The 25,886-nt window shown below is 56.6% G+C and carries 1 protein-coding gene; it reads left to right on the top strand.

Going from position 1 to position 25,886, the window contains the following annotated elements; translation table 11 throughout:
* Positions 1-407 precede the first annotated feature (407 nt).
* On the top strand, positions 408-25,880 hold the full coding sequence (locus G6R38_RS11505; RefSeq protein WP_166824834.1) for an autotransporter-associated beta strand repeat-containing protein: 25,473 nt from the start codon (positions 408-410) through the stop codon (positions 25,878-25,880).
* The last annotated feature ends 6 nt before the right edge of the window (positions 25,881-25,886 follow it).

The following is a 25,886-nucleotide window of genomic DNA, read 5'->3' as shown; positions in this document are numbered from 1 at the left end:
GAAGATCGATAATGTACAGCCCGTCAGACGGTCTCCGTTCGTGACTGAGAACGAATCGGAAGCCGTCTGATTATGTGGCTAATTGACAACACGGACGTGGTGAAAACGCAACGCGGGCCTATGTACATTTCATCGCGATAGGAAGTGAATACCGAATTTGCAGGCAAAGTCGTGAAACCGCTGCATTATTGCTCAGTGGTACAACGGTTGCTTGTGAGTTCAAGCGGATGGTTGACGAACCGAGTCTCTCAACTTGTTGGGGCCTTCCCCACCACGATGCCCGCATTCGAAACCTTTTCATTGTCATTCGACGCAAACTGTCTGCCGGACAGTTGCGTTTTTTGGCTGCGCGGTTGCGAATGCTGTTTCCACCGCCTGACATTGTTTGACGCAACGAAGGACAAACCATGGGCCTGACCCACTGGATTCAAAATCTCCTTGGCCAGAAACCTGCCAAGACTCGCCAACCCGAAGACGAGTACGTCCAGCTCTTCATGAGCCGGCTCGAAGATCGTCGCGTGCTCAACGCAGACTTCGGCGTCGTTGGTACCGAGTTGGTGATCAACGATTTCACCGAAACCGCCGACGAAAATCTCACGATCCAAGAGAACACCGGAGCCGGAACGTTCGAGTTCATCCTCTCGGAAGGTCTCTGGGCTGAAGATCCGGCCAATGCCTTTGCCGGCACGGAGATCAGCGGGGAAGGTACGAACACACTTTCGGTCGAACGATCGTTGTTCCAAGGGGCGACACCGACTCTCGAAAGCATCTTGATTGACGACACCATCGTGGGAGCCGGCATTGATCCGGATGTGACATTCAACAGCGCCGATTTCAGCGATTTGGACGGCGATTTGGAGTTGGACGGTGTCGGCAACGTCACCCTCACACCCTTGGAAACGTTGACCGTATCGACCTTCAATGTCGATGCGAACACGATTCAGTTCGAGGGTATTTTGAACGGATCGGGGCTGGTGACGTTGGAGACGGATTCCGTGACCACCGGCGGCACGATTACGCTCAACGGGGCGATTGACGGTGTCGGGCTCACTGCATCATCAGGCGATCAAGCACTAACGGTCGCGGGCGACTTGGGAACGAATTCCGCGTTGTCGTCACTTACGCTGAATAACGTGACGCAAACAGGGGCCGTCAGTGTGGACGATATCGGTACGTCTTCAGCGGTCGGGGTTTCCGGCAACATTACGATCGGAAATACTTCACTGTCGAGTCTCACATTTACCGGAACGGAGTACCAAAGCACGGGGAGCCAATTCTATCGTGTGGCTGCGGGACAGGAGTACCTTTTCAACGCAGGGAGTGACGTCTCCATTGGCACAACGGCGGTCGCCAATTTTAGTTTGGACGCAGGTGAACCGGCGATCCGACTTGCGGATGGTTCCAATCTCGATATCGATGCTGGGACTGGAAACGTCTTGATCGGTGGCGGGATCCGCGGCACAAGTGATGAAACCATTTCCATCAACGCTGGAATCATTCGACTAGGAAACGTCGGCAGTGCGGATGAGGTTCTCTCCCTGAGCACAAGCGGCAACACGCTTGACTTGCGCGGGAGTATCACAACCAGTAGTACGTCCGCCGGGAACTCGGTGTCGATCGCATCCGTGTTCACGCAACTGCAAGTTGGTGGAAACGATGTCGTCATTGATACATCCGCCGGCGACGGAAACATCAGCGTCAACAGTGTGCAAGGGAGTGGTCGTGATTTTACTCTGAATGCAGGCACTGGCACGGTTTCCACAAGCGGAAGCCTGGGATTTCCAGGAGGTGAAATCCATGACCTCGACATCACCGCAGGTACGCTGAATCTCGCAAGCAACATCCGAACCCGCGCCCGTGAAGAATCGTTGGTGGATACCGCGGGTGATGTATTTCTGAACGCATCGACGATCAATGTCTTGACGACAATCGAAATCGATACCACCGCCGACAGCGGCGGGAACGTAGCAGACGGTTTCTTGAGCGTCTCTGGTCCCATCTCCGCCGCCGGACATAATTTGACCATCAACGTTGGAACAACCGATCTCTTTCTGACCGACTCCAACAACAATTTCGGTGGATTGGGAATTACGGCGAACAGTGCGTTTGTGATCGAAAACAATTCCCTGTCACTCGGGAATGTCACAACTCAAAACGGCCTCGACTTGGTCCTTGGCTCAGGAACCTCGACGCAGCAACCTGGGACCAGCATCAGCGGTGCGAGCGATTTGACCAAAGCCGGTGCTGGGACACTCGCATTTTCGCAAACTAATACCTACTCCGGGGCAACCGTGGTTTCCGACGGGACACTGACGGTGTCTGGTGGGTCGGCGATTGCTGACACGAGCGATGTCAGCCTCGCGGCATCCGGTGCAACGCTGCGATTGGGGGCAGACGAGACCATCGGTGTCATCAGTGGAGTTGCCGGCACGACGATCGATTTGAATGGAGACAATGCGTTGACAACCGGCGGATCCGCCAACTCGGAATTCGCGGGAACGATCACTGGCACCAATTCGCTTGCCCAATTCATCAAGGTTGGCACCGGCACGTTGACGCTCTCCGGAACCAACACGTCGACGGGAACGACTGTTGTCTCTGAGGGTGTCGTGCGAGTTCAGGGAGACGCGGCCATTGCGGATAATGCGACGGTGTCTGTCGGAAGCAGCGGTACGTTCGATCTTGATGACTCGAACGAAACGATTGGATTGCTCAGCGGTAGCGGTTCGACGACTCTCGGCAGTGGGACTTTGACCGTCGCACTGACCGGCGGCAACGGCGACTATGGGGGTGTCATCAGTGGGAGTGGCAACTTGGTCGTTGCTGCGGGAGCAGCCGCATCGTTCAACCTCCAAGGCAATAACACATACACCGGCACGACGACCGTCACGAGCGGAACGCTTCGCGTCAATGGTTCGATCGTTAGTGACACGACTGTCACCGGTGGGACGTTGGATGGAACGGGCACTGTCGGGGCGGTCACCGTGCAGTCCGGCGGAACGCTCGCCCCGGGGAATAGTCCTGGAGTATTGAGCACCAATGACCTGAATCTCGACGATGGTTCGACGTTTGAAGTTGAACTCGATGACGATACCGCAGGCGTACCGACACCCGGCACCGACTACGACCAGGCAGACGTAACGGGGTCCGTCACCATTGGGAACAACGTCACACTGGCGTTGAGCGATCTTGGCTCCACCGCGATTCAAACGGGCGATGTGTATGTCCTCATCAACAACGACAGTGCTGACCCCATTTCCGGGACAATCGCCAACGTAACTTTTGGTGGCGTCGCGCTCACGGACACGGACTTACAGGACGGCACACTCGATGAAGGTGACACATTCACCAACAACTCCATCACTTACCAAGCCTCTTACGCCGGCGGAAGTGGGAATGACCTGACGTTGACGGTTCTTTCCGCACCCGCGATTGTCTTCGGAACCGCGAATGCGGATGATTTTCGCGTTTTTCGAGTCGATGGCACCGACAATACAGCCGACACGGCAGACGACCGCTTGATCGTGGAACGCACGACCGGCGGCACAACAACTGTTGTCTTCGATCAACTGCTTTCCGACGTCGACTTACTCACAATCCGAGGTGGTGACGATGATGACACGTTGACGGTCGACTACACGAGTGGCACCGCCACGGCTGGTGGTAACACGACAAACGGCTATTTCGTGCTCCCCGGTTCCGCAGCGATTGTGTTTGACGGCGAAGGCCAAACGACTGGCGATTCGTTGATCATCACCGAGACTGCGACCGCAATCGACACGGTGACACACTCCTTCACGAATGCCAATGATGGGGAGATCGCAATCACGCCGTCTGTCGGTTCCGTAGCAAACATTTCCTACACCGGTCTGGAACCGATTACCGACAACCTGGACGCCGCCAATCGGGTCTTCACGTTCAACGGGGGAGCCGAGACGATCACGCTGACCGACACGACCAATGCCGGGGAATTACAGATTGATTCCACGCTTGGTGAATCCGTCACGTTCAACGATCCGACCAACACTCTGACCATCAATGCGGGGACCGGCAACGACATTATCATCCTCGAGGACACGATCAACGGCGATACCGACCTCGACAACTTGACGGCTGCCCTCACGATCAACGGCGACGCGGGTGCCGACGAAATTCAACTTAACGCGAATCTCACTGTGGGCTCCGCTACTTCCACCGGTGATATCGTTTTCAACACGGAAGAAACGACACTCGGCCAAAACGTGACCCTCGACACGACCGGCGGCGGATCGAACGGCAACGTGACATTCGGCGGTACCGTGGACTCCGACGGCACGCCACGTTCGCTTTCGCTCACGGCCGGCACTGGCAATGTCGTCCTGAGCGGCAATGTGGGAACGACATCGAGTCTATCGAGTTTGACCACCGACGCTGGCGGCACCACACGGATTGACGGTGATGTTTCGACAACGGGCGACCAAACCTATGGCAACCTGGTTGGCATCACGGGCACGACCGTCCTGACAGGAACCAACGTGACGTTCAGCGATCGAGTCGCCGGTGGAGACCCAACGGCAGCAACAGATGGGCAGGGCGATCTCACCATCACAGCGTCTGGCACGACGACTTTCACGAGCCAAGTTGGGCACGATGGTTCGGCAATAGCTCGACTCGTCAACCTGACGAGCAACGGCGGCGGTACAACGATCTCGAACTACGCGTCAGGCAGCAGCAGCGACCGTGCAATCGATGTTACGGGCACGTTGCAATTCGATGACGAATACACTGCGGTTGGCAATAAAGCGTTCCGAGCCGACACCATCATCTTCAATGGAATTGTCGAAGGACAAGTCGATGGCGCCGGGGCATTCATCCTGAATGCAGGCACATCGATTGAGTTCAATGCCAATGTCGGTGAAACCAATCGGATCGCGTCCGTCAGTACCATTGGTGCTGGCACGACGTTCCTGAACACGACACTGATTCATTCCACGAACGTCCAAAACTACGGCACTGCGGTGGAAATCAACCCTGATGGGTCGGGGTCCGCAGGGACAGTTCGGCTGGACTCCGATGGCAATGGTATCATCTTCGGTGACACGCTTCGTAGTACTGTCGATGGAGAAGATTCCCTCGTCCTCACTGCGAACAACATCACGTTCGACGGAGCCATTGGTGATAACAGCCAACGGGTGAACAATCTCACGATTGATGACGTCAACGACGACGGCGTGTCTCAAGTCGTCGGGAATGTGAGTTTCAACAGCACAGTTACGCTCGCCGGTAATCTCACTCAGGACGACGGCACCGGCACGACCACGTTGAACGGCGGCACGATCGGTGGCAATCTAGATATCACCGCAAACGCCGTCACATTCGCCTCCGGCACGCTGGCAGTGACAGGCAATGTTGATGTGAACGCGGCCGACGATGTCGCGATCGACGCCGCCGTGACAACGGAAGGGATCGTCTCCGTCTTGGCGGACGACGACATCGTATTTGGCGCAGCTGGTTCCGTCACGGCAACTGCGGGAACTGGCGCGTTCACATTCACTGCGGACGCGGACGGAGACGCGAACGGCGCAGGCGGTGCCTTCACACAAACAGACGGCGCGGTGGTTGCCTCTGGTGGTGTCGTCACAATCGATGCCGACGAAGACATCACCCTCGCCAGCGTGCAGACGACGCTCGCTGGCTTGAATCAAATCAATATCACAAGCGGAAGCGGGGCGATTCTCGACGGCGGAGATACGGATGTGGATCTCGTCGCGGATTCCGCCTCGGCAAATCTATCCGCAGCGACGTCGATCGGTGGGCTTGGCGCGGGGGAAGAACTCGAGACCGAGCTCTCACAACTCTCGAATGTCACCGCAACGGCGGGCGTCATTGCAATTCTGGAAAGTACCGGAATCGACCTCGCCAATGTCACGGCATTGGGCACGGGCGGAGTGGTCGAGATTGCCAGCACGACCTTCAATATCCAGGCCGGGAACGTTCAGGCGACCGACCGGGTGACGCTGAATGCCCTCAGCGCAATGAATGGCAACATTCGGGAATTTGGTAATGACGCCGCAGCGGACATTACGGCTGCCAGTGTCTCTTTGCTATCAGGACAGAACGTTGGCATCGGCGGTCCCGGAACCACTCTGGAACTCGACACCGACACCCTCGCGTTCGCGACCGGCGGGGGAATCTTCGTCACGAATGACGGAGCGCTCAGCATTAACACCGTGAACACACTGACCGCATCTTCGGCGGGTACTGGCGGTTCGATCGTGGCGAGTAGCCCGTTGACGATCGCGCACGATGTCACCGTTGGAAATGCCGTCAGTGACGCGACCGCCGCGGACATGACGTTCGAAGCGGCCGGTTCGACGAACATTAACGATGACCTGACGATTGCAGATACCGCGACGGTCAGCCTCGTCGATGCCGACGCATCCACAATCACGTTTCTCGCAGGTGACGATGTCATCCTTGTTTCAGACGCCGATCCAAGAATCGAAACATCGAACAACACCAGTCACGCTGTCGTCATCACCGCCGATACCGAAGGCGACAACGGAGTGAACAACGATCGTGGTTCGATCACGCAGTCGGGCACGGACGTCACGATCGTTGCCGCGAATCTCACGCTTTCCGCGTTCGACGGGATCGGCGACGCAACTCCCGATGCCGATGCCACCCCGGCGGTGAACGAAGCCGACGGCAATACGTCGCCCGACAACGCTCTGCGGATCAATGTCGACTTGCTTTCGGCCACAAACTCCGGCCAGAACGATATCTTGATCGATGAGACAGACGGCGTTTCCATCGGGGCTATCACACAATCATCTAGCGGTGCGGTTTCGCTGACGGCGGGCGGTACGATCACGCTGACATCGGCCGGTGGCGGAATCGTCGCTCAGGACGGAACGGTCACCCTGACCGCGAACGGCGCAGCTAGCGACGTTGAACTGGAAGACGATATCTCGACTCAAGGTGGTGACGTCGTGATTACCGCCGGTGACGATGTTACGAGTACCTTGGTAGGGACCGTGATCGACACCCGACGAATCTCGGCCAGTATTGATCCCGGGTCCGTGACCATTACCGCGAACAACGGTTCCGTTAACGATCGTGTCGGGGCATTGCCAGACGGGATTGATATCGCAGGAACGATTGATGCGGCTGCTGCACCAGTACAGGGTCTTGGAAATCCCGGCGGTGATGTCACGCTTTCCGCAACGACAACGGGAGGCAATGTCCAGGTCGGTTCTATCTTTACAACCGGCGATCGAAGTGCAGCTGTTACCGCACCAGCGGGAACGGGAGGTACGGTCGATGTCGATGCGGCGGACACGGTCACGATCGGAACAATATCGGCCAATGGCGGTCCCAATACTTCGGCCGACGGTGGGATTGTGACTATTGATGCTGGCGGCGCAATCGATCTCGGCGACATCAACGTGAGCGGAACATCATCGGCTACCATTTTTACAGCAACACTCGACGGTGGTGACGGTGGAACCGTGACGATCAACAGCACTAACGGTGCCGTTTCGGTGACGAATATTTTTGCGAATGCCGGTAACGGAGATGACGCCACAGACGGTGGCGATGCGGGAACGATCACGATTCAATCCGGCGGCACCGGCGATGTCACGATTCGCGGCACTATTTCGTCCACCGCAGGTGTTGGAGGTGGCGGAGGCGGCATCAATGGAACCGACGGGACCGTTCTCATTACCGCTGCGGGAGCCATTGTTGACGGGTCCGCCAACGACGACAACGACATCGTCGCGGGTTTCGCGATGCTTGATGCGACAACGGGGATCGGTACCGATGCCGAAGAAATCAATACCGCAGTCGGCACGAGTGGTACCTTCATGCTGGCAGCGGTCACTGACTCCGGTGATATCAATGTCCGAAACCTTGGCAGTTTCATCATCGATACTGTCAACGGATTGTCTGGTGTAACGATCACCGACACCGCCGATGACAACTCCGAGGCGGATAATATCACCCTCATCGCGGCGAGCCCGTTGATCGTCAATGATGACATCGTCAACAACGATGGCGGTGACATTCTGCTTGCGGCACAAGGGAATGTGAACGGCACCGTTGGTGCATTCTCCGTCGCCGATGACGACATTCAGATCAATAATCAAATCACGGCGACCGGTGGAAACGGCAACATCAGCCTGTTTGCCGGTGGTGACATCATTCAGACGACCGGTCCCATCTCGACCGTCGGCACCGGGGCCATCAATCTATCCGCCGGTGAAGACTTCAACGACGGCATGAACCAAGCTGGCAACGCAGCCGCCGATGTCGTCATGACCGACGGCGTGTTGATCGACGCCACCGGCACCGGTCTGGTCGAAATCGAAGCTACCCGCCACGTGAACCTCAGCCGGGTGCGAACCGGAGGCGACGCGATTGTGTCCGCCGACGACAACGACTTCGGCCTCTCGGACGGCACCGGTGAAATCACTGATATCTTGACCGGCGAAGGCAACACCAACGAAAACATCATCGCGGGGACCGTCTCCCTCTTTGCGGCCTCCGGTATCGGAAGTGGCACCGGGGTGCTTGGCGAAGATGAGGACATCGACATCAATGCCGTCTCACTCACAGCGGTGAACACCGGCACTGGCAATGTGCAAATCTTCGAAGTCGACAATGTCGCCCTTCGCGACGGCGGTGCGACTGACACCATCTCCAACGGTACGAATGTCGTTATTGATGCGGACGGCGCGATTACGGACTTCCAGCCAGGAACCGACGACAACACCAACATCACCGCCACGACCGCCGTTCTGCGGACCAGCACGGGCATCGGTGATGCGGCCATCGATCGAGCCGATATTGATATCGATGTCACCACCCTTGCCGCATTCACCGACACCGGCGACATCGCCATTCAAGACATCTCCAATCTCACACTCGCCGCAGCAGGTGGACTGACGAACGCGATTGAGATCGGCACCGGTGGCGCGAACGACGACATCTTCATCCGCGAAGGCGGACCGCTCTCAGGGAATGCTCAGAATTCTGGTGAAGACCTGACGATCAATTCGCTCGTCACCAACGCCGGAACGGGGGACATCACGATTTCCTCCGCCGGTGATGCCACGGACGACGATTTGCTCGTCAACGCGAACATCACGAACTCCAGCGCCACCGGCGGGTTGATTCGCCTGTTCGCTCACGACGATGTCGAACTTGCCAATGGCGTGACCGTCGACTCGAACGGTGGACAGATCGAAGTCTACGCGGGGCGGACGTCGTCATTCAATAGCAGCGTCAGCGGCGATTCTGACGGCTCTCTGATTGGCGATACGGCGTACTCGATTCTGTCAGATGATGGGAACGTCTACATTCACGCCCGCCGCGATATTGACCTTTCAGAGATTAATGCGGGAATGGGCACGGTCATTCTTGATGCCGGTTTTAACTCGAACAACGGGGCAATCGACGACCTTTCCAGCGATGCCACCATCGATGTCACAGCGGGCAACATTCGATTCGGTGCTGGGAGTGGTGTTGGTTCCGACACCGATGACCTGAACATTCAGTTGGGTTCCGGCGGTCGTTTCGCCGCCTTCACACAGAATGGTGACATCAATGTCACGCATACGGGAGCGGCTGCCACCGATCCGTTCACGATCGGTGAAGTCACCGGTTTTAGCGTGACGGGTTTTTCCTCGTTCGATATCTCGGGAGTCACCATCACAGATGCCGCGTCCATAACGACGATGGACGGCACCGATGCCAATCCCGACAGCGGGAATGACAACTTCACATTGACGTCCACCAATGCCCCGATCGTCATCGAAGCGGGTGCTCCCGTTGCGAACCTCGATGGCGGCAATATTAACCTCAATGCCGTCGGCAACACCATCACCGTGAATGCGCACGTAGCCGTCATCGGCAACACTGGAGACATCGTCACTAATGCGGCCACGGTCAACCTAAATGCCCCGGAAGCGAACGTCACGATCAATCCGACCGGTTCCAATGTCATAGCGACACTGAACAACCTCGCCACCTTGCAAACGGATGGCGGGAACATCGATTTCAGTACGCCGGGCACAACGAATATCGTGTTCCAAAACGATACCAAGCTCGACACCGACTTTACCGAAGACGGAACACAGGCCGGAGACATTCTCTTCCCAGCGGCGGCTGCGCTCAGTGCAGATTCGCCGAATCTAATCCTCGAACTCGACGTGCGCGGAACTGGTGCGGACGATGGCGGCATCATTGATATCCTTAGTCCAGTTGGCATGCTGGGTGGCAACTTCCTCGGAGCATTCATCGCCCGTACCAATGGCACGGGACAGATCAACCTCGATGCGGATATCACGACCGATCACACATTGAACGACCAAGACGCCGTCGGAGTCACAAATCTCTCGGCTGCCGAAGGCGGGATTGTGCTGGAAGGCCGGGTCGATGTGAACGGCTCGCGTGTACTAACCACAAATGGTCTTGCCGCCGGGGACGCCGGTGATATTGATCTCTCGGCTGCCACCGTCTTCGCAACAAATGCTGGTGACGATCTGACGCTCAATGTCAGTTCCACCGCTGCCGACGCGGGGGATGTGTTCCTTGGTCTGTTCGACAATGATGGCGGAGTCGCCGAGTTCCTGCATAACTTGATCGTCACTGCCCTCGGCAGCAATGCAGGCGCCCGCACCGACGATGGCGCACTCATTCTTAACGGCGATGTCTCGTTGGATGCAGATGGTGGCGGGGTGGCCTCACTGTTCTCGTTTGACGGGACCGCTGTGCTGCTCAGTTCTTCGTCGACAATTGATACTGCCCAAAGCAATAACGCAGGTGGTGAAGTCGATTTTGGACATGCCACGATTTCCGCAGACGCCCCCGGTTTTGACTTCACGGTGGACACCCGAAGTAACCTGGCCACCGCAGCGGCCGGAGATATTTCCTTCGGCAACGTGGATAACACCACGCCGCGTGTGCTCTTCGGTAGCACAGTTGCAAATGGAAGTTTTGTCAACGACCTGACGCTGAATTCCAACTCAGTCTCAGGAACCGATGGGATCATCATCGTTGACTCCGATCCCCTTTCAGCCACGCCCGACGAAACGGTTATCTTCACCGATGATGACGGAGCAACCGATTCCGGTGATGTCCGAATCGAAGGCAACTGGCGATTGGTGGAGATGACGACAATCGACACCAACCAACCGAACAACGGCACGCAAGACGATTTCTCAGCTGGGGGAGTGAACCTCGTCGATGCAATCATCTCTGCGACGGTTGCCGGCGTTGATTTGACGATTGACACCAGCATCACCGACAACGGTAGTTCGCCAAACTTCAATGCGGGAGAGATCCAACTCGGCGTATTCAACGCCACCGGCGGTAGCAACCTTCGAGATGTCAGCATTACGGCAACCGGCGGACCCGTTGCGGATTCCGGTCGGCTGTTCGTGAACAGTGACATCGTCGTCAACTCCGATTTCACCTTCCAAGGTGGTGCCGCAACGCTGGCCGCGAATATCACGTCAACCGGCATAACCAACGACGGCGATGGCGACAGCATCCGAATCGCTGCCACGGGCCGCACGGTAGACGCTCAAGCCGGTACGCGAGATCAAGGTGAGGATATCACCATGAACTCCGGCACGCAGATCACCACAACAGATGGTGATATCGTGCTGCTGGCGAACGATGATGTCTTGCTGTCGATGGTTGTCGTTGGAGGCACGAATCGATCTGCGATTGTCACCGCCGACTACGACAATCTCGTTGAAAATGGCGGTAGTGGAAGCGGTGAGATCATCGACAACTTGGCCGGTGAAACCGCAACCGATATTAACGTGACCGCCGAGAACCTCTCCTTGCGAGCAGGCAGCGGCATCGGCAACTTCGTCGCCTCGACTCTCGCGGATGAAGACAACGACATCGATATCGAAGTCACGAATCTCGCGGCTCGTACGGTTTCTGGAGACATATTCGTTTCCGATCTTGCGACACTCACGATCAATTCCACCGGCGTCGCGACGGAGCGAGAAAACGACGCGGACGGTTCAAACGTGGTTGAAATGCTGATCGGTGTGTCAATCACCACCGGCGGTATCAACAACGACATTTTGATTCGTGAAGGATCGGTCGATAACGCTCCCGACGAATTCACGGTCGACGCCGAAATTACAAACGCCGGGCAAGGGCATGTGACTCTCGCTGCCTTCGACGAGGATCGTCGAGGAGTGGACTTGGCCGCGAATGTCAGTGGTTTGACGATCAACGCCAATGTGACCAGCACTGGCGGCGACGTGCGGTTGTATAGCGAAACCGATGTCGATCTGACCGGCACAGCGACGGTGGACACCAATGGCGGTGGTGCGATCGTCCTCGCCGGAGTCGCGTTCAATTACTCGGGCAGCTTCATCAATACTGGTGATGCTCTGGCTGATGTTACGATGGCGAGTGGCACTTCGATTACAACGAACGGCACAAGCGATGGCGACGTAGTCGTCGCATCCCAGCACAATATTGCCGTTTCTCTGTTCGATGCTGGCACCGGCAATGTGGCGGTTCGGGCCGACACCAACAATGACCGTGACGGTGCAATCACCGACAACCAAGCGGGCGAAGCCTCCAACATCATCGCCGCGAATTTGCAACTTCGGTCCGGTGATGGAATTGGGACTGGAGTCGCTCCGTCAGACACCGATATTGACACCACCGTTGGAACTCTGGCGGCCATCACGAGCACCGGCAATGTGCATGTCCAAAACACAACGGACCTTATCATCGGATCGGTCCCCACAGTGAACATCGCGGCGAACGGATTTATCGGCATTGGGGTGGCAGGTTCTTCCGGTGTGGCGATTTTGGACGATGCCGCCGACGCCAACACGGGAGCATTCGCAATCGACGTGCGAGCGACGGGCTCACTCACGGTGAACGATACCGGTGTTGTGCGAAACGGCACGTCAGTCCATAGTCAAACTGTCGTTAATGCCGATGCCGGAAACATCACACTTTCAGCGGAAGGCACGTCCGCCGCATCCGACTTGATCATCAATGGCGACATTGCAGCTTTGGGAACATCGGCTGCCACTGTCGATAACACAACCGGCGGCAACATCCGTCTCTTCGCGGGCGATACAATTTCGCTGAACGGTGGAACGGGGCGAGTTATCTCGACCGAGAGCGACGGACGAATCTATCTATTCGCCGGATCGGATCGCTTCAACGCCGGGCCAATCGCAAACGCTGGTTCCGACACCGGTGATATCATCATGTCCGATGGCTCGTCGATCCAATCGGCTGACGGCGTGGTCGGGCTCGTTGCCGCTCGCGACATTCAGCTGAGCCGCGTTTCCGGTAGTACGGTTACCGTGTCCGCCGACTCACGAATGACGGTGAACGATCAAGATTTTGATCTCAACGGCGTCGGAACAATCTCGGATAACCTGACCGGCGAGGGGGCAGGCAACGAAAATATCGTCACGCAAACCCTGCAACTGCAAGCTGGGTCTGGCATCGGAGACGACACGGAGGACATCGACACCGCCGTTAGCAATCTCGTCGCGGAAACGGACTCGGGAGATATTCACGTCAAAAACCAAGGTAACTTGACGATTGCACTCAGTCAGGGTGTGACACTGTCAGCGTCTCCGAACACCACGTTTGTCGACACGACGCTCGGTGTGCAAATCCTCGACGATGCATCCTTGAAAATGGATGACCAGGACAGCACCGACGACAACATTACCTTGGTGACCTCCGGTACTTTCACCGTGGATGGAGACATCCTCAATGATGATGACGGAAACATCACGCTCGTTGCGCGTGGTTCCGTGGGTGTTGATCTGCTGACTATCAACCGGGATGTCATCACACGAACAGACATGGGAACCGGCGGTACTGGTCGGATCTTCTTGGATGGCGAAGGTATCAGTCTTTCGGCTGGTAGCGTCACCACTGAAACGGGCGACATCGCGATCGATGCGGGCATAAACACACTGACGACTGCAGCGGCAGCCAATGTTTCAACGACGTCGGGGAACGTCTACATCTCTGCGGATACCGCGGAATGGTTAGGCGAGATCTCGACGACCAACGGCAAAATCGTCATTGCACCGGACACCACAAATCGTCAAATCACCCTTGGAAGCGGAGCCGCGATCGGGTTGGCAATTGACGAAGCAGAGTTGAATTTGCTCTCCGCGCCAACAATTGTCATCGGCGTCAACTCCAATACTCCTAGCGACCTGTTTGGTGGCCAACCCTTCGATAGCCCAGACGGGTTGTTCCCGCATATCGACCCGCCAGCCACCACCGCGGGACCGGAAACCGATAATCCCTTCGGTGGCGTGACAACGGGCAATATTGTTTTCGGAGGCAACTTCACCGCAGATGCTGCATTTGCCACGACTGAACTCGAATTGTTCACCAGCGGCACCGGGAGCATCTCGATCCTTGGCAACATTGACCTAACGACTGGCAGCGATCGAACGCTCGATCTCATCAGTGGTTCACTTGGGGTCACGCAGGCCGTCGCGCCGGTTGCAGGCATTCAGGTGAGTCGATTGGCGGCCCGAAGCGTAGGTGGCAACATTGCTCTTGCAAGTGCGACGAACAACGTCGATGCCTTCGCAGCGACGACCGATGGCGGATCGATTTCCTTCAACGAAGCCGACGGCTTCATCGTGGATGTCACAGGGCTCGGCGGATGTACAATGTCGGCCGTCGTTGGGGTGACGTCGAACGGAGGAACGATCGATCTCCAAACCGGGGGCGACCTGACAATCGACGATGGTGGAAGCACGACCGCAACCGTTGCAAACGTCGATGCCGCCACTGGGAACGTTTCGCTAACTGCTGACGCCGATTTCACAATCATCGGTGGGGCCGCTAACGATGGCGTGGGTGCAATCATCGACGGTTCCGTCGGCGAAGCGACGGCGAACATCAATTCCGCCGACACAAACGTGATTGGAAACATGGTCACGCTGACCGCAGCCACCGGTATCGGGAGCGATAATACCGCTGGTGCCGACGCCAATACGATCCCTGAATTCGGCGATCCTGACGACCTCGACATCAACGTCACAGTGCTGACTGCGAGCAATACCGTCAGTGGTTCAATCCAGATTTTTGAGGTCGATGATCTGGATTTGAACACGGTCGTCAATACCGATCGAATTGTCGTCCTAGACGTCACCGGTGCCATCAGCGATGTCGATCCCGTCGTCGATGCGACTTCGAACATCACAGCGGCAGCAGCAGCTCTGCGGGCCGGAACGGGTATTGGGAACTTCGATTACGGAATGGCTGCGACGGAAGGCAACGATATTGATGTCAACGTCAACACACTGTCCGCCTTTGTGAATAGTGGCGACGTGTTTATCACTGATGTCGACAACCTGACCCTCGACGTAATGGACTCAGTGCTGGGACCGTTCGGCGGACTGACTGAGGCCGTCCGAATCGACGGTGGTTCCGGTGACTTGCTGATTCGCACCGAAGACGGAAACCTCAACGTTGACGACACGGTGACGAACAACGGGACTGGAACGCTCACGCTTGCTGCGGGGATCAGTGGTCCGCTTGCGGGTGGCGACTTGAACATCGATGCCGACATCACCACGACAACCGCATCCGGCGGTCATATCCGTTTGATCGCGAATGAGGATGTCAATTTCACAGGCACAGCAACCGTCGCTTCCAATGGGGATGACATCGAAGTTCACGCCGGTCGCATTTTCAACTTCGCTCAATCGCTGAGCATGGGAAATGCCGACGGCGACATTACCATGGCTTCGGCCGGAACGATGAACGAAACCAGCCTCGTCACCGGTGGTGGCGATGCGATTCTCACAGCGACGGACGACGTGTCCCTAAGCGTCGTCAATGCCGTTGGTCAGACGGTTTATGTCGTGGCCGATTCCGATTTCAGCGGAAACGGTGCAATTCTTGACACCCGTGATGGTGAAGGGAGCGGCCGCGAGAATATCATCGCCAACGCTGCATCGTTGCGTGCGGGTGACGGGATTGGATCATCCACGTCCGGCGGTACCGAAAACGCGATCGACACCGCCGTGACGACAATCGCAGCGATTAGCGATCGTGGTTCCATCCGGCTGGACGATGTCGATGCACTGACAATCGGCACTGTGACTGGCAACATGTTCTCCGTGGATCTCACCGTCGGGAGTTACGGGGAAACCAACGGAGGCGATGTGGCCGACCTCTCTGGTCTGACCATTTCCGATTCCGCCGATGACAACAGCGGACTCGATGAAATCCGCGTACAAGCAGATTCGCTCATCGTCAACGACACCATCGCGAACCTGGACGTCGGCAATATCACCCTGAACGCCCTCAGTGGTGCGGTGACTTTGAACGCAAGTGTCACCTCGGAACGAACGCTCGGTAGTGGCAATTTCTTGGACAACGGTAACAATCCGTCCGGAACGGTCCGTATCGGGGCGAACACCGATGTCACTCAAAGTGCGACAGCAGCGATAACGGCCAACGCTCTCGGCGTGCAATCGACGACCGGCGAAATCAACTTGCTTACTGCGGTTAACGACGTCGATAATCTCTCGGCTGCGACCGGTGGTGGCGACATCGGCTTCCGCGATGCGGATGGGTTCCGCCTCAATGAAGTTGCAATGCTGAACGACACCGCTTTTGACACCCCAATGTTGTACAACGCCACGAACGGCTTGAACGCAGGTCCGGGAACCGTCCGTCTGATCGGCTTGGGGATGGCGAACGATGCAACGCAGAACAGCCTGACGCAAGTCGGTGGCATGGCGGGAACGGGCGCGATCATCGCAGGAAGTTTGGGAATTCGATTGACCGGCGGTGATGTTCTCTTCGATCCCAACGGAGGGATGGGATCAGCAATCAACGATGTGGATATCTTCGCTGCGGAAGTCACACAACGCGACCTTGGTGGCATGATGTTTATCGGCGGGTCGCTGCAATATTCCGACACCGACGAGTTGACCATTGGAACGGTTGGAACTCGCGACAACTTCATGAGTTTGTCAGGACTTCGGACCGATGTCGATGCGCTGCTCTGCGTCGGCGAAGATTCGATGACATTCGAAGGTTTAATCATTTCGGAAGCGATCTCGGTTGGTCCACCGCCGTCAGGCATGGGCGGGATGGAGGGAACGCTCCGGATTCGCTCTGCCGGGACAATCACGCAAACGGCAACTCTGGAAGCTGTCAATCTGGGGATTATCGCTGACCGCGATGTCAACTTGAACCTCGGCAACGATGTCGACGTACTTGCCGCCAACGTGCCCACGAATTTCTTCTTCAACGACATTGACGAGGTCAGCACCGGGACTGTCACGGCCCTGGGTTGCTTCAACCAAGATGTCATCGGCGTCACGACCACCGTTGTCAACATCTGTGCTGACGAGGTGAACGTCGATGAAGTGATCACGGCGACCGACGCGGTTCGACTGCTCGCGTTCAATGGAAACATCACGCAGACGGCAGCCATCCGTTCCACACGACTCGGTGCTCGTACCGTAGCAAGTGGTGACATTCTGCTGACGAACGCTGGCAACGATGTCGACATCATTGCGATGCGAACTGAAGGCGGCCAAATCAACTACACTGACAGCGATGGAGTGATCGTCGACTTCATCGACGCGGACGACTGCTTCGTCAGCGATGTTGTTGGTGTCACCGCCCAAGGTGCGGACATCACGATCACAACCGGTAATACGAACGCTGGCGGCAATGACGCGAGTCTCGATTTGGTCATCGATGACGGTGGCACGACACCGGACATCGGTTTCATTAGTACCGGTGCCGGCGCAGGTTCGATCACGCTGACAACGCAAGGTGGAATCGTCGATAATTCACCGGGCGAAGCGAACGCAAATGACAGTGTTGACATTACGACTTTCGGAGCATTCACCGGTAATCAAAATGTCAACGTGACCGCTGCAACAATCTCACTCACCGCAGAATCGGGAATTGGCTCCAACCTTGGTCTCTTCGGGGATCTTGGTGACGTCGATCTCGATGCCGATGTGCTATACGCTGAAAATATCACGACCGGCAACATCCAGATTTTCGACGTCGATGAACTCGCACTGGGCCAACCACTTGACGGGACCGACAGCCAGGGCGGAATGGATCAGGCGGGAATCGAGAACCGTGGACGACTGGTGGTCATTGATGTCGCCGGCGAAATCACCGATGCCGATGCCGACGAGACCTACGACGATGCGATGAACGTGACTCGCGATGCCTTCAATGTGATCGCGGGAACCCTGGGGCTGCGGGCGGGCAGCGGCATTGGGAATTACGACTGCAACGCTCCGATCGAAACTCGCGACATTGATATTGACGTCGATCATCTTGCTGCGACGACACGAACCGGTGACATCTTCATCTCCGACCGAAGCCAGCTCACGATTTCAGCCCTGGGTGTGCAAGGTGTCACGGATGCCGACGACGTAGTTGGGCTGACGATTACAGCGGACGGTCCCGATCAAGAACTTTACGTCCGTGAAGGTCGTCTCAATACCGCAGATTCGATGAGTGGTGGAGACTTCGTTGTCGAAGCGCTCGTCGAGAACGTCGCCGCCCAGACCAATATGGAAGGTGGAAACATCACATTAGCAGCCTTCGGTACGAATGCTGCCGGAACCGAGGCTCTTGTGTTGAACGGGACCGGTGTCGATCGTGACGGGCGGGTTCGCACGACTGACGGCAACATTCGATTGATCAGCGAACAGGACGTGCTCATCAATAACACCATGGCGGGGTCGAATCCTGTGGTTTCGTCCGGCACAAATGGTGACATTGCGATCGCTGCCGGCTTCACGCTGCCGTTCGTTGGAAACCTGACCAATAGCGGAACCGTCGACTCGCCGGCGGCGGGTGCCGACATCGTGATGGCAACCGGTACGCAAGTCGTTACCAATGGAAACGCAACCAATGACGCCGTGTTGATCGCTCGTAGAAACATCGCATTGAGCCAAGTGAACGTCGACAGTGCGGACGCCTATATCGTTGCAGACGGCGATATGCTCGCCGCGACAGGCAATGGGATCGGTGCCATCACCGACGCCCAGGCGGATGGGAACGCGAACATCATCGCGAGCAACACCTTACTCCGTGCCGGTGATGGCATCGGAACGGAAGTCGATGATCTGGACCTGATGGTCAATCAACTCGCCGCAGTCACCGACTCGGGAGACATCATTCTTCAGAATGTGAACGGCGGGAGCGGTTTGACCATTGGCACGGTGAACGGCGATTCGTTCGCATTGAATTGTGTCAATCCGGCCGATTCCATCGACATCACCACGCTGAGCGGCGTCACGATTACCGACTCTGCGAACGACAATTCCACCAACGATCGCATCGAAATCCGGGCAACACGTGGTGCGAACGGAATGCTCACGGTTGCTTCCAGTGTCGTGAACAACGATGCCGGTGCCATTGTGCTGGCGGCTGAAGGAACCACCGGCGACGACGATTTGATCGTCAACGCCAACGTCACCTCAACCGGCGGTCCGATTCAATTGGTCGCAGGTGATTCAATTGCTCTGGGGCAATCGCAAGCTGTCACGGTTTCCACCGACGGCGGTGAGATCCTCATCACTGCGGGAACGAACTACAATGGTTTGAATAACGCAAACGGGTCCGACTCAGGTTCCAACAATGGCCCGGTAGCGGTTGGCACAACCGATGCCGACATCACGATGTTTGAGGATGGTGTTTCACAGAGTCTGGTTCAGTCGGTTGGCGGCAATATCGGTTTGCGGGCTCCGCGCGATGTGTACGTGACTCGTATTGATGCCGGCACACCGGGCAACAACGGAAATGTTGCCATCTTCGCCGATGCGAATCCTGGTGGATTGCGACAAGACGGCATCGGTCGGATTGTCGATCATTTGCAATCCGAGGATCCGAACGTCATCGCCGATTCGCTCGTGTTGGGTGCTGGTGATGGAATTGGGGTCGATGCCCCGACGAATCCACGCGATCGTGGTCAATCGCCAAGCACTCTGAACGCAATCGTCAATCTCAACACGAACGTCAGCGAGTTGGCCGGTTTCACCGATAGCGGTGACTTCCACGTCGACAACGAAGCTGATCTCACCGTTAGGCAACTCTCGTTCAGCTTCGGCGACCTGATGTCCGCTATGGCTCCGCCATCGCAAGTGACGGGCATCAACATTCAGGACATGATCGGCAGTGATGATGCTCTCGACGAGATCATTCTCTCCAACCAAGGTGCGATGACGGTTCTGCGACCGGTCATCAATCAAAACGGGGGAGCGATCACCTTGGTGGCCTTCGACGATCAAATCGGAACCGAACCCGATCAACTGACGATTTCCGCAGATGTTCAAATCCAGACCGCAACTGGCGACAGCGTTTCGCAAATTGCGTTGGCAGGCCAGGGTGTGACCGTCACCCCAGGTGCATTTGATCCTGCCCCTGTCGTAAGAACCGAGAATGGGCAAATCACGATTGACGCGGTCCTCACGCCAGTCGATCCGATGTTGCAACCGAACGGTGATCCGTCGGGCCGATTCACAATGGAAGCGGGCACCGCCCTAGAGACTGTGAACCAAAACATCATCATCTCTGCGGACCGTGCCAGTTTGCGAGGACGGATCACGGCCGGTGGTGATGACCGCTTCATTCTTATCGCTCCCGACACGGGCACGGTGAATATCAATTTGGGTGGTGCCGCTGATACGGCAAGCGATGCGAACTCCCTTGAGCTAATTGAAAGCGAACTCAACACGCTTCAAGCCGAGGTCGTTCGCATCGGAAACGCTCCGATCGTACGCAACAGCATGGAAGAAATCCTCGTCAGCCAAACGAGTCCGACCTCGAACGTCGTTGGCATGAATGCGACGCTGGACGGTGCCGCCATGCGTGACATCAACACGCTTCCGCAACCGTTCAACGGGGATACCACGGGAACCATCACATTCGCGGGCAACTTCACCGCAACCAACACGTTTGCAACCGAACTGCTCCAACTGCGAACTCGTGACGTGTCGAACAATGCGGCGTCCATGGACGACGTGCGGATCGAAGCCAACGTGAACCTTGTGGCCAATGGTGGCGGGCACTTCGAGGTCTTTGCGGGACGCGACATCATCCAGATGAACGGCTTAGTGCAGACTGGTTCGATTGCCGATGACCGCGATGTGGCCAACCAAATGGTTCTCGATGGTGACGTCTTCTACTCTGCCGAACGTTCGATTGAACTCACCGGCACGAACTCGGTGTTGATTGAGACGGTTAATGGTGAAATTCGCTTGCTCGCCAACGATCCGGAACAGAGCACAGCGATGGCTGTCCCAACCGGCGGTACGTTCACGGGTATCACGGTGACTGACGGCGAAATTCGAACCGGTGCCGCCAACATTCGTGGTGGAGATATCGTTCTCGACGGTCAAGGTGGCGATACCGGTGACGACAATGATGGGGTCGTGATGACAAACTCCATTGTCCGATCGAATGGAACCATCGCTGATGCGGGAACCATTAGCATCGTTGGAATTGCCGGACGTGCGAATGGACCAACCGCGAACAATGGCAATCAGGGCGTGCGAGTGACCGGAGCCGCCTCCCTCATTTCCTCCGTCAATGGCGATATTAACGTGAACGGCTCGAGTTTCGGGACCGGCGACAACAATGAAGGTGTCGAGATTTCCAGTTCCGCTCGCGTTCAATCGGAAGGCTCCGCGAACGTAACTGTCACCGGCACTGCTGGCCAATCCACCGGTTCGACGCCTACCAACGAGAGCGAAGGCGTGCTGATCACGTCCTCTGCACAGATCGTGACCGAGGCGACTGGGAACGTTTCGATCATTGGGCGGTCGTTCGCCACTGGGGACAATAACCAAGGCGTGGACCTCTCCAATTCCGCCCGGCTAGAATCCCTTGCGTCCGGCACGATCACGGTGCAAGGTTTCGCCGGAGCAGAGACCGGCTCCACACCAACGAACGAAAGTGAGGGCGTTCGCGTCACCTCATCGGCGTCAATCATTTCCACAGGAGCTGGAAACGTTGCCATCGATGGTCGATCGTTTGGCAACGGCGACAACAACGAGGGTGTTGAAATCTCAAACGGTGCCCAATTGATGGGGACGACCACAGCTGCGTTTGCTATCAACGGAACCGCTGGAACGCTCAATCGTCGAGGCGTCAATGACAATGAAGGGATTTTGATCACCGGAGCAGGCACAGCGGTGCAAACCAATTCCGGTAATCTCGCCATTGATGGTGTCAGCTTCGGAAGCGGCGATCGCAACGAGGGTGTTGACGTCGGTGGCACACTTGCCAGCACAGCGATGGCGGCAATCGGGAATGTGCAAATTCGGTCGAACAGTGGAGACCTCACAATTAACGGGACCGCAGGGAACGGCCAACGCGACAACCGAGGTGTACGATTCCAAGGCAGCGGGACTCTGGTAGCGACGGGCAGTGGATCGCTGGCCGTGACCGGGAACGGTGGTTCCAACGGCACCGCTGGTAGTACCGACAACGACGGTGTAGCGATTGATTCCAACGCACAAATCGGCGATGCCACGCAGAACGGCAACATCACGATTACCGGAACTGGCGGGGCGGGGAACGACCGCAACCGTGGTGTTCGAATGGACGACGGTGACATCGTCTCCCAGAACGGGAACGTCCAAATCACCGGCGATGCAAGTTCGAATGGACTCGGGGGCTTGGACAACGAAGGTGTACGGATCGAAAATGCCGCAAGACTTCGGTCATTGGGTTCCGGTTCGGTCACAATAACCGGTCTTGGCACCGGCGGGTCGGACGCCGAAGGCGTTATTGTGACCGGCAACAACACGGAAGTTTCGACACTTACAAGCGACTTGCTCATCCAAGGGAGTAGCAATGCGAACAGCGTCGGTCATAGCGTCGCGAATGGGAATGCTGGTGTCGAGTTGAGTAATTCCGCCCTCGTTTCCGTCGGCAGCATGGGCAAGGTGACGATCATCGGTGAAGACGACGGCGCTGGTGCCGCGGCCACAAACGATGACAACGTCCTCATCGACGGTCCTGGAACGATACTGCAATCCGAAAACGGTCGAATCAACGTGGTCGGGGTCAACACAGACGTCCGACTCGAGAACGCCGAATCCACAAATGCGGTCCCCGACAATGGCGGACAAATCCGCACCGCGAACGGGACCGTTACGATCACGGCAGCCGACGATATTCACTTGGGTGTCATCAACATGAATAGTGATGGCAACACAACAAACGGTGTCGGCTATTTCCTTGCTGATCATGGATTCGCTTCCACAAATGCGGCCCGGATGACTTTTGACGGCAACCCTGATCTGTCCACGATACGGTCGGCGGCGGTTACTCCCGATGGTCTTGGCCAAATCACCGATAATCGTGCCGGCGATGGTGCCGTGAGTGGCCCAAGCCGTGTCAATGTCTTAGGCGGTCCGATCACGATGATCGCGGGCAGTGGAATCGGAATTGGCGACGGCACGATGGCCCGGGCAGGATCGCGAACTGTCGTCGCTGGAAACGAAGCTGACATCGACGTCAATGTACCAAACTTAGAAGCGTTGACCGCAACCGGCGGAATCAGTCTTGATAGCTTTGCCTCAACATTGACGATCGGTGACGTACCGGACAGCAACTTAACCGATGCCCAGGGGCGGAATGTCGGACTTACGGTCGGTAACGGTAATTCGGGAATCAACGACGGTGATATCACGGTCGAAGTGGTTGGTCTCGTTGTCAGCGAAACCGTGTCCAATACAGGTGCTGGAAATGTATCGTTAATCCGTCTACCGGGTACGACGGGCGATATCACGATTAACGCCCTCGTGGACGTGGCCATTGGAACTGCCACGGTTGATGCCGGTGGAGCGTTGCAAACGAATGGCGACGGCTCGATTGTTGCCGGCAACAATGTGGGATTGAATTCTGAAACCAGTAGCTCCGAATTCAATGCCAGCGTGAGCTCACGAAGTGGCTCCATCACGTCGACATCCGCGACCTCCACCACAACCAATGCAGCCTTCCAAGCGGCCAACAACATCGCAGTAACCGCGCAAACTTCGGTTCTCGTCAACGGGACCATGAACGCCGGTGGAAATCTCCAAATCGACGCGGTAACGAGCACGTTAGTCACCACCGCGAGTGGTCAACTAACTGCTGACAATATCACATTGGAGTCGAACGCCGCCTCTTCATTCAGTGGCAACGTGTTCGCACGCGGAAACATTAATTCGGTTTCTCACGTTTCCAACATTCTGGTGGCCGCCGCGTTCGACTCCCTCGGGAACATGCGATTTGAAGCCGCCGTCAACTTTGACAATACCGGCCCCATGAATGCCTTAACGGGCGGCAACATTATCATTGGAGCGGGTGGCAACATCCTTGTCTCTGGCAACATCACGGTTGTTGGAGATGGCCAAGTCAATGGAACGGCGGGCGGAACCTCGGAAATTCGAAACGCGACAGTTGTTCGCTTCCAAGAAGCTGGCAGCGGTGCGGTCGCGGGACGTGTCCGTGAAATCGAACCGAACATTTCCGACATTCGTGTTTCAGACGTCAGCTCGTTGGGTGAAGTCTCGGTCACATTCAACATTGGAACGGGCGACGAACTCAACTTCACCTACATCATCGACTGGGGTGATGGCACGATCAGTATTGAGGGGATTGGTGGCAGTCAACTCAACCAGATTTTTGAGCGGCCTGCAGACGGCATCAACGACGAGATCGTTCGAGCCCGTGAGGTCGGTCCAACGACCCAGGTGAATGCGGGTGAGCAAGTTGCAACGCATACCTACACAACCGCTCCTGATCCGAACAATCCGTCAGCGCCCATTCGAGTGTTGTTGGTGGCCCTCAATGATCCGAACATCAATTTCGTCGGAAACGTTTCTGGGCCGCTCGATCCGACGTCGAACAATTTGGCCGCTGGAGTTGATGCGACCGCAGAAGGCGGACCAGATGCTCTGCCGACATTCAACGAAACGCTGGCGGCGTTGGTCCGCGGTGATCTGTTCAATGAGTTCGCGACGAACGGAAGTGTGCAATTCGCTCCACGCAGCGTCAGCGTCAACACGGTTGTTCCCAGTTTCATCAACCCGGGAACCGGGTTCGGGACGGTGGTCTTCGATTTGTCGGTGACTCCGCCGCCTCTGTTCAGCGAAGACGGCGATGCCAACGATCTCGTCGCGTTGGACAACACAACACCGGTTCAACAGAGTCAAAACCAAAGTTTCACCGGGAATTCGCAGGATCAGTCGGGTTCAGAAGAGAAGAAGTATTTGCTGCGAGTGCTCTCGCCGCGTGGTGAAGTCCTAGCGGAATTCCAATTGACCACCGAAGAGATCAACAACTTAACAGCACTTTGGCAACGCTTCTCCGAAGCGGATGGACGATACCAAGTTGTCGTGGTTGAAGGTGAAAGTGAGATCGTTTATCGGGATGTCACACTCAAGCAAGGGCGAGTGGTTCAAGAACGGGAACGGACCCCAGAAGACACCGGACGCCCACAAGTCGCCGATGAAAACGAGGAGACGCAGGAACCGTCTGTCGGTGAGGGTGCGGAAGACGGTGCCGCCGCTGCAAATGATGATTCCATGCCGACCGACCAACCGACGGATGGTGAATCGGCCGTTCAATTCGAGACAATCGGTTCACCGGATGACTCGTGGGTGGATTGGCGACCGACCTCGACAGGGCGGAAACTAACGCAGAAAATCGGAAATCAATCCAACGACACCTCGAAAGAGATCGCCGCCTCGGCAGGCGTGATGGCATTGGGAGCCGTGGTCAGTCGACGTACCCAGCAGAAAACTCGGGATGAAGCCATCGCCGACTTCGCGCGGAAACCGAAGTCGAGTCGTCGTCAACGGCGACGTCCTCGATAATGATTT

This window comes from Thalassoroseus pseudoceratinae (assembly GCF_011634775.1).
GTDB classification, from domain to species: domain Bacteria; phylum Planctomycetota; class Planctomycetia; order Planctomycetales; family Planctomycetaceae; genus Thalassoroseus; species Thalassoroseus pseudoceratinae.
Note: the sequence above shows the minus strand (reverse complement) of the source record. Positions and strands in the feature narration are given on the sequence as shown.

Excerpts from the sequence above, each read along its gene's own strand:
- G6R38_RS11505 (WP_166824834.1), top strand. The coding sequence starts at position 408 with ATGGGCCTGACCCACTGGATTCAAAATCTCCTTGGCCAGAAACCTGCC.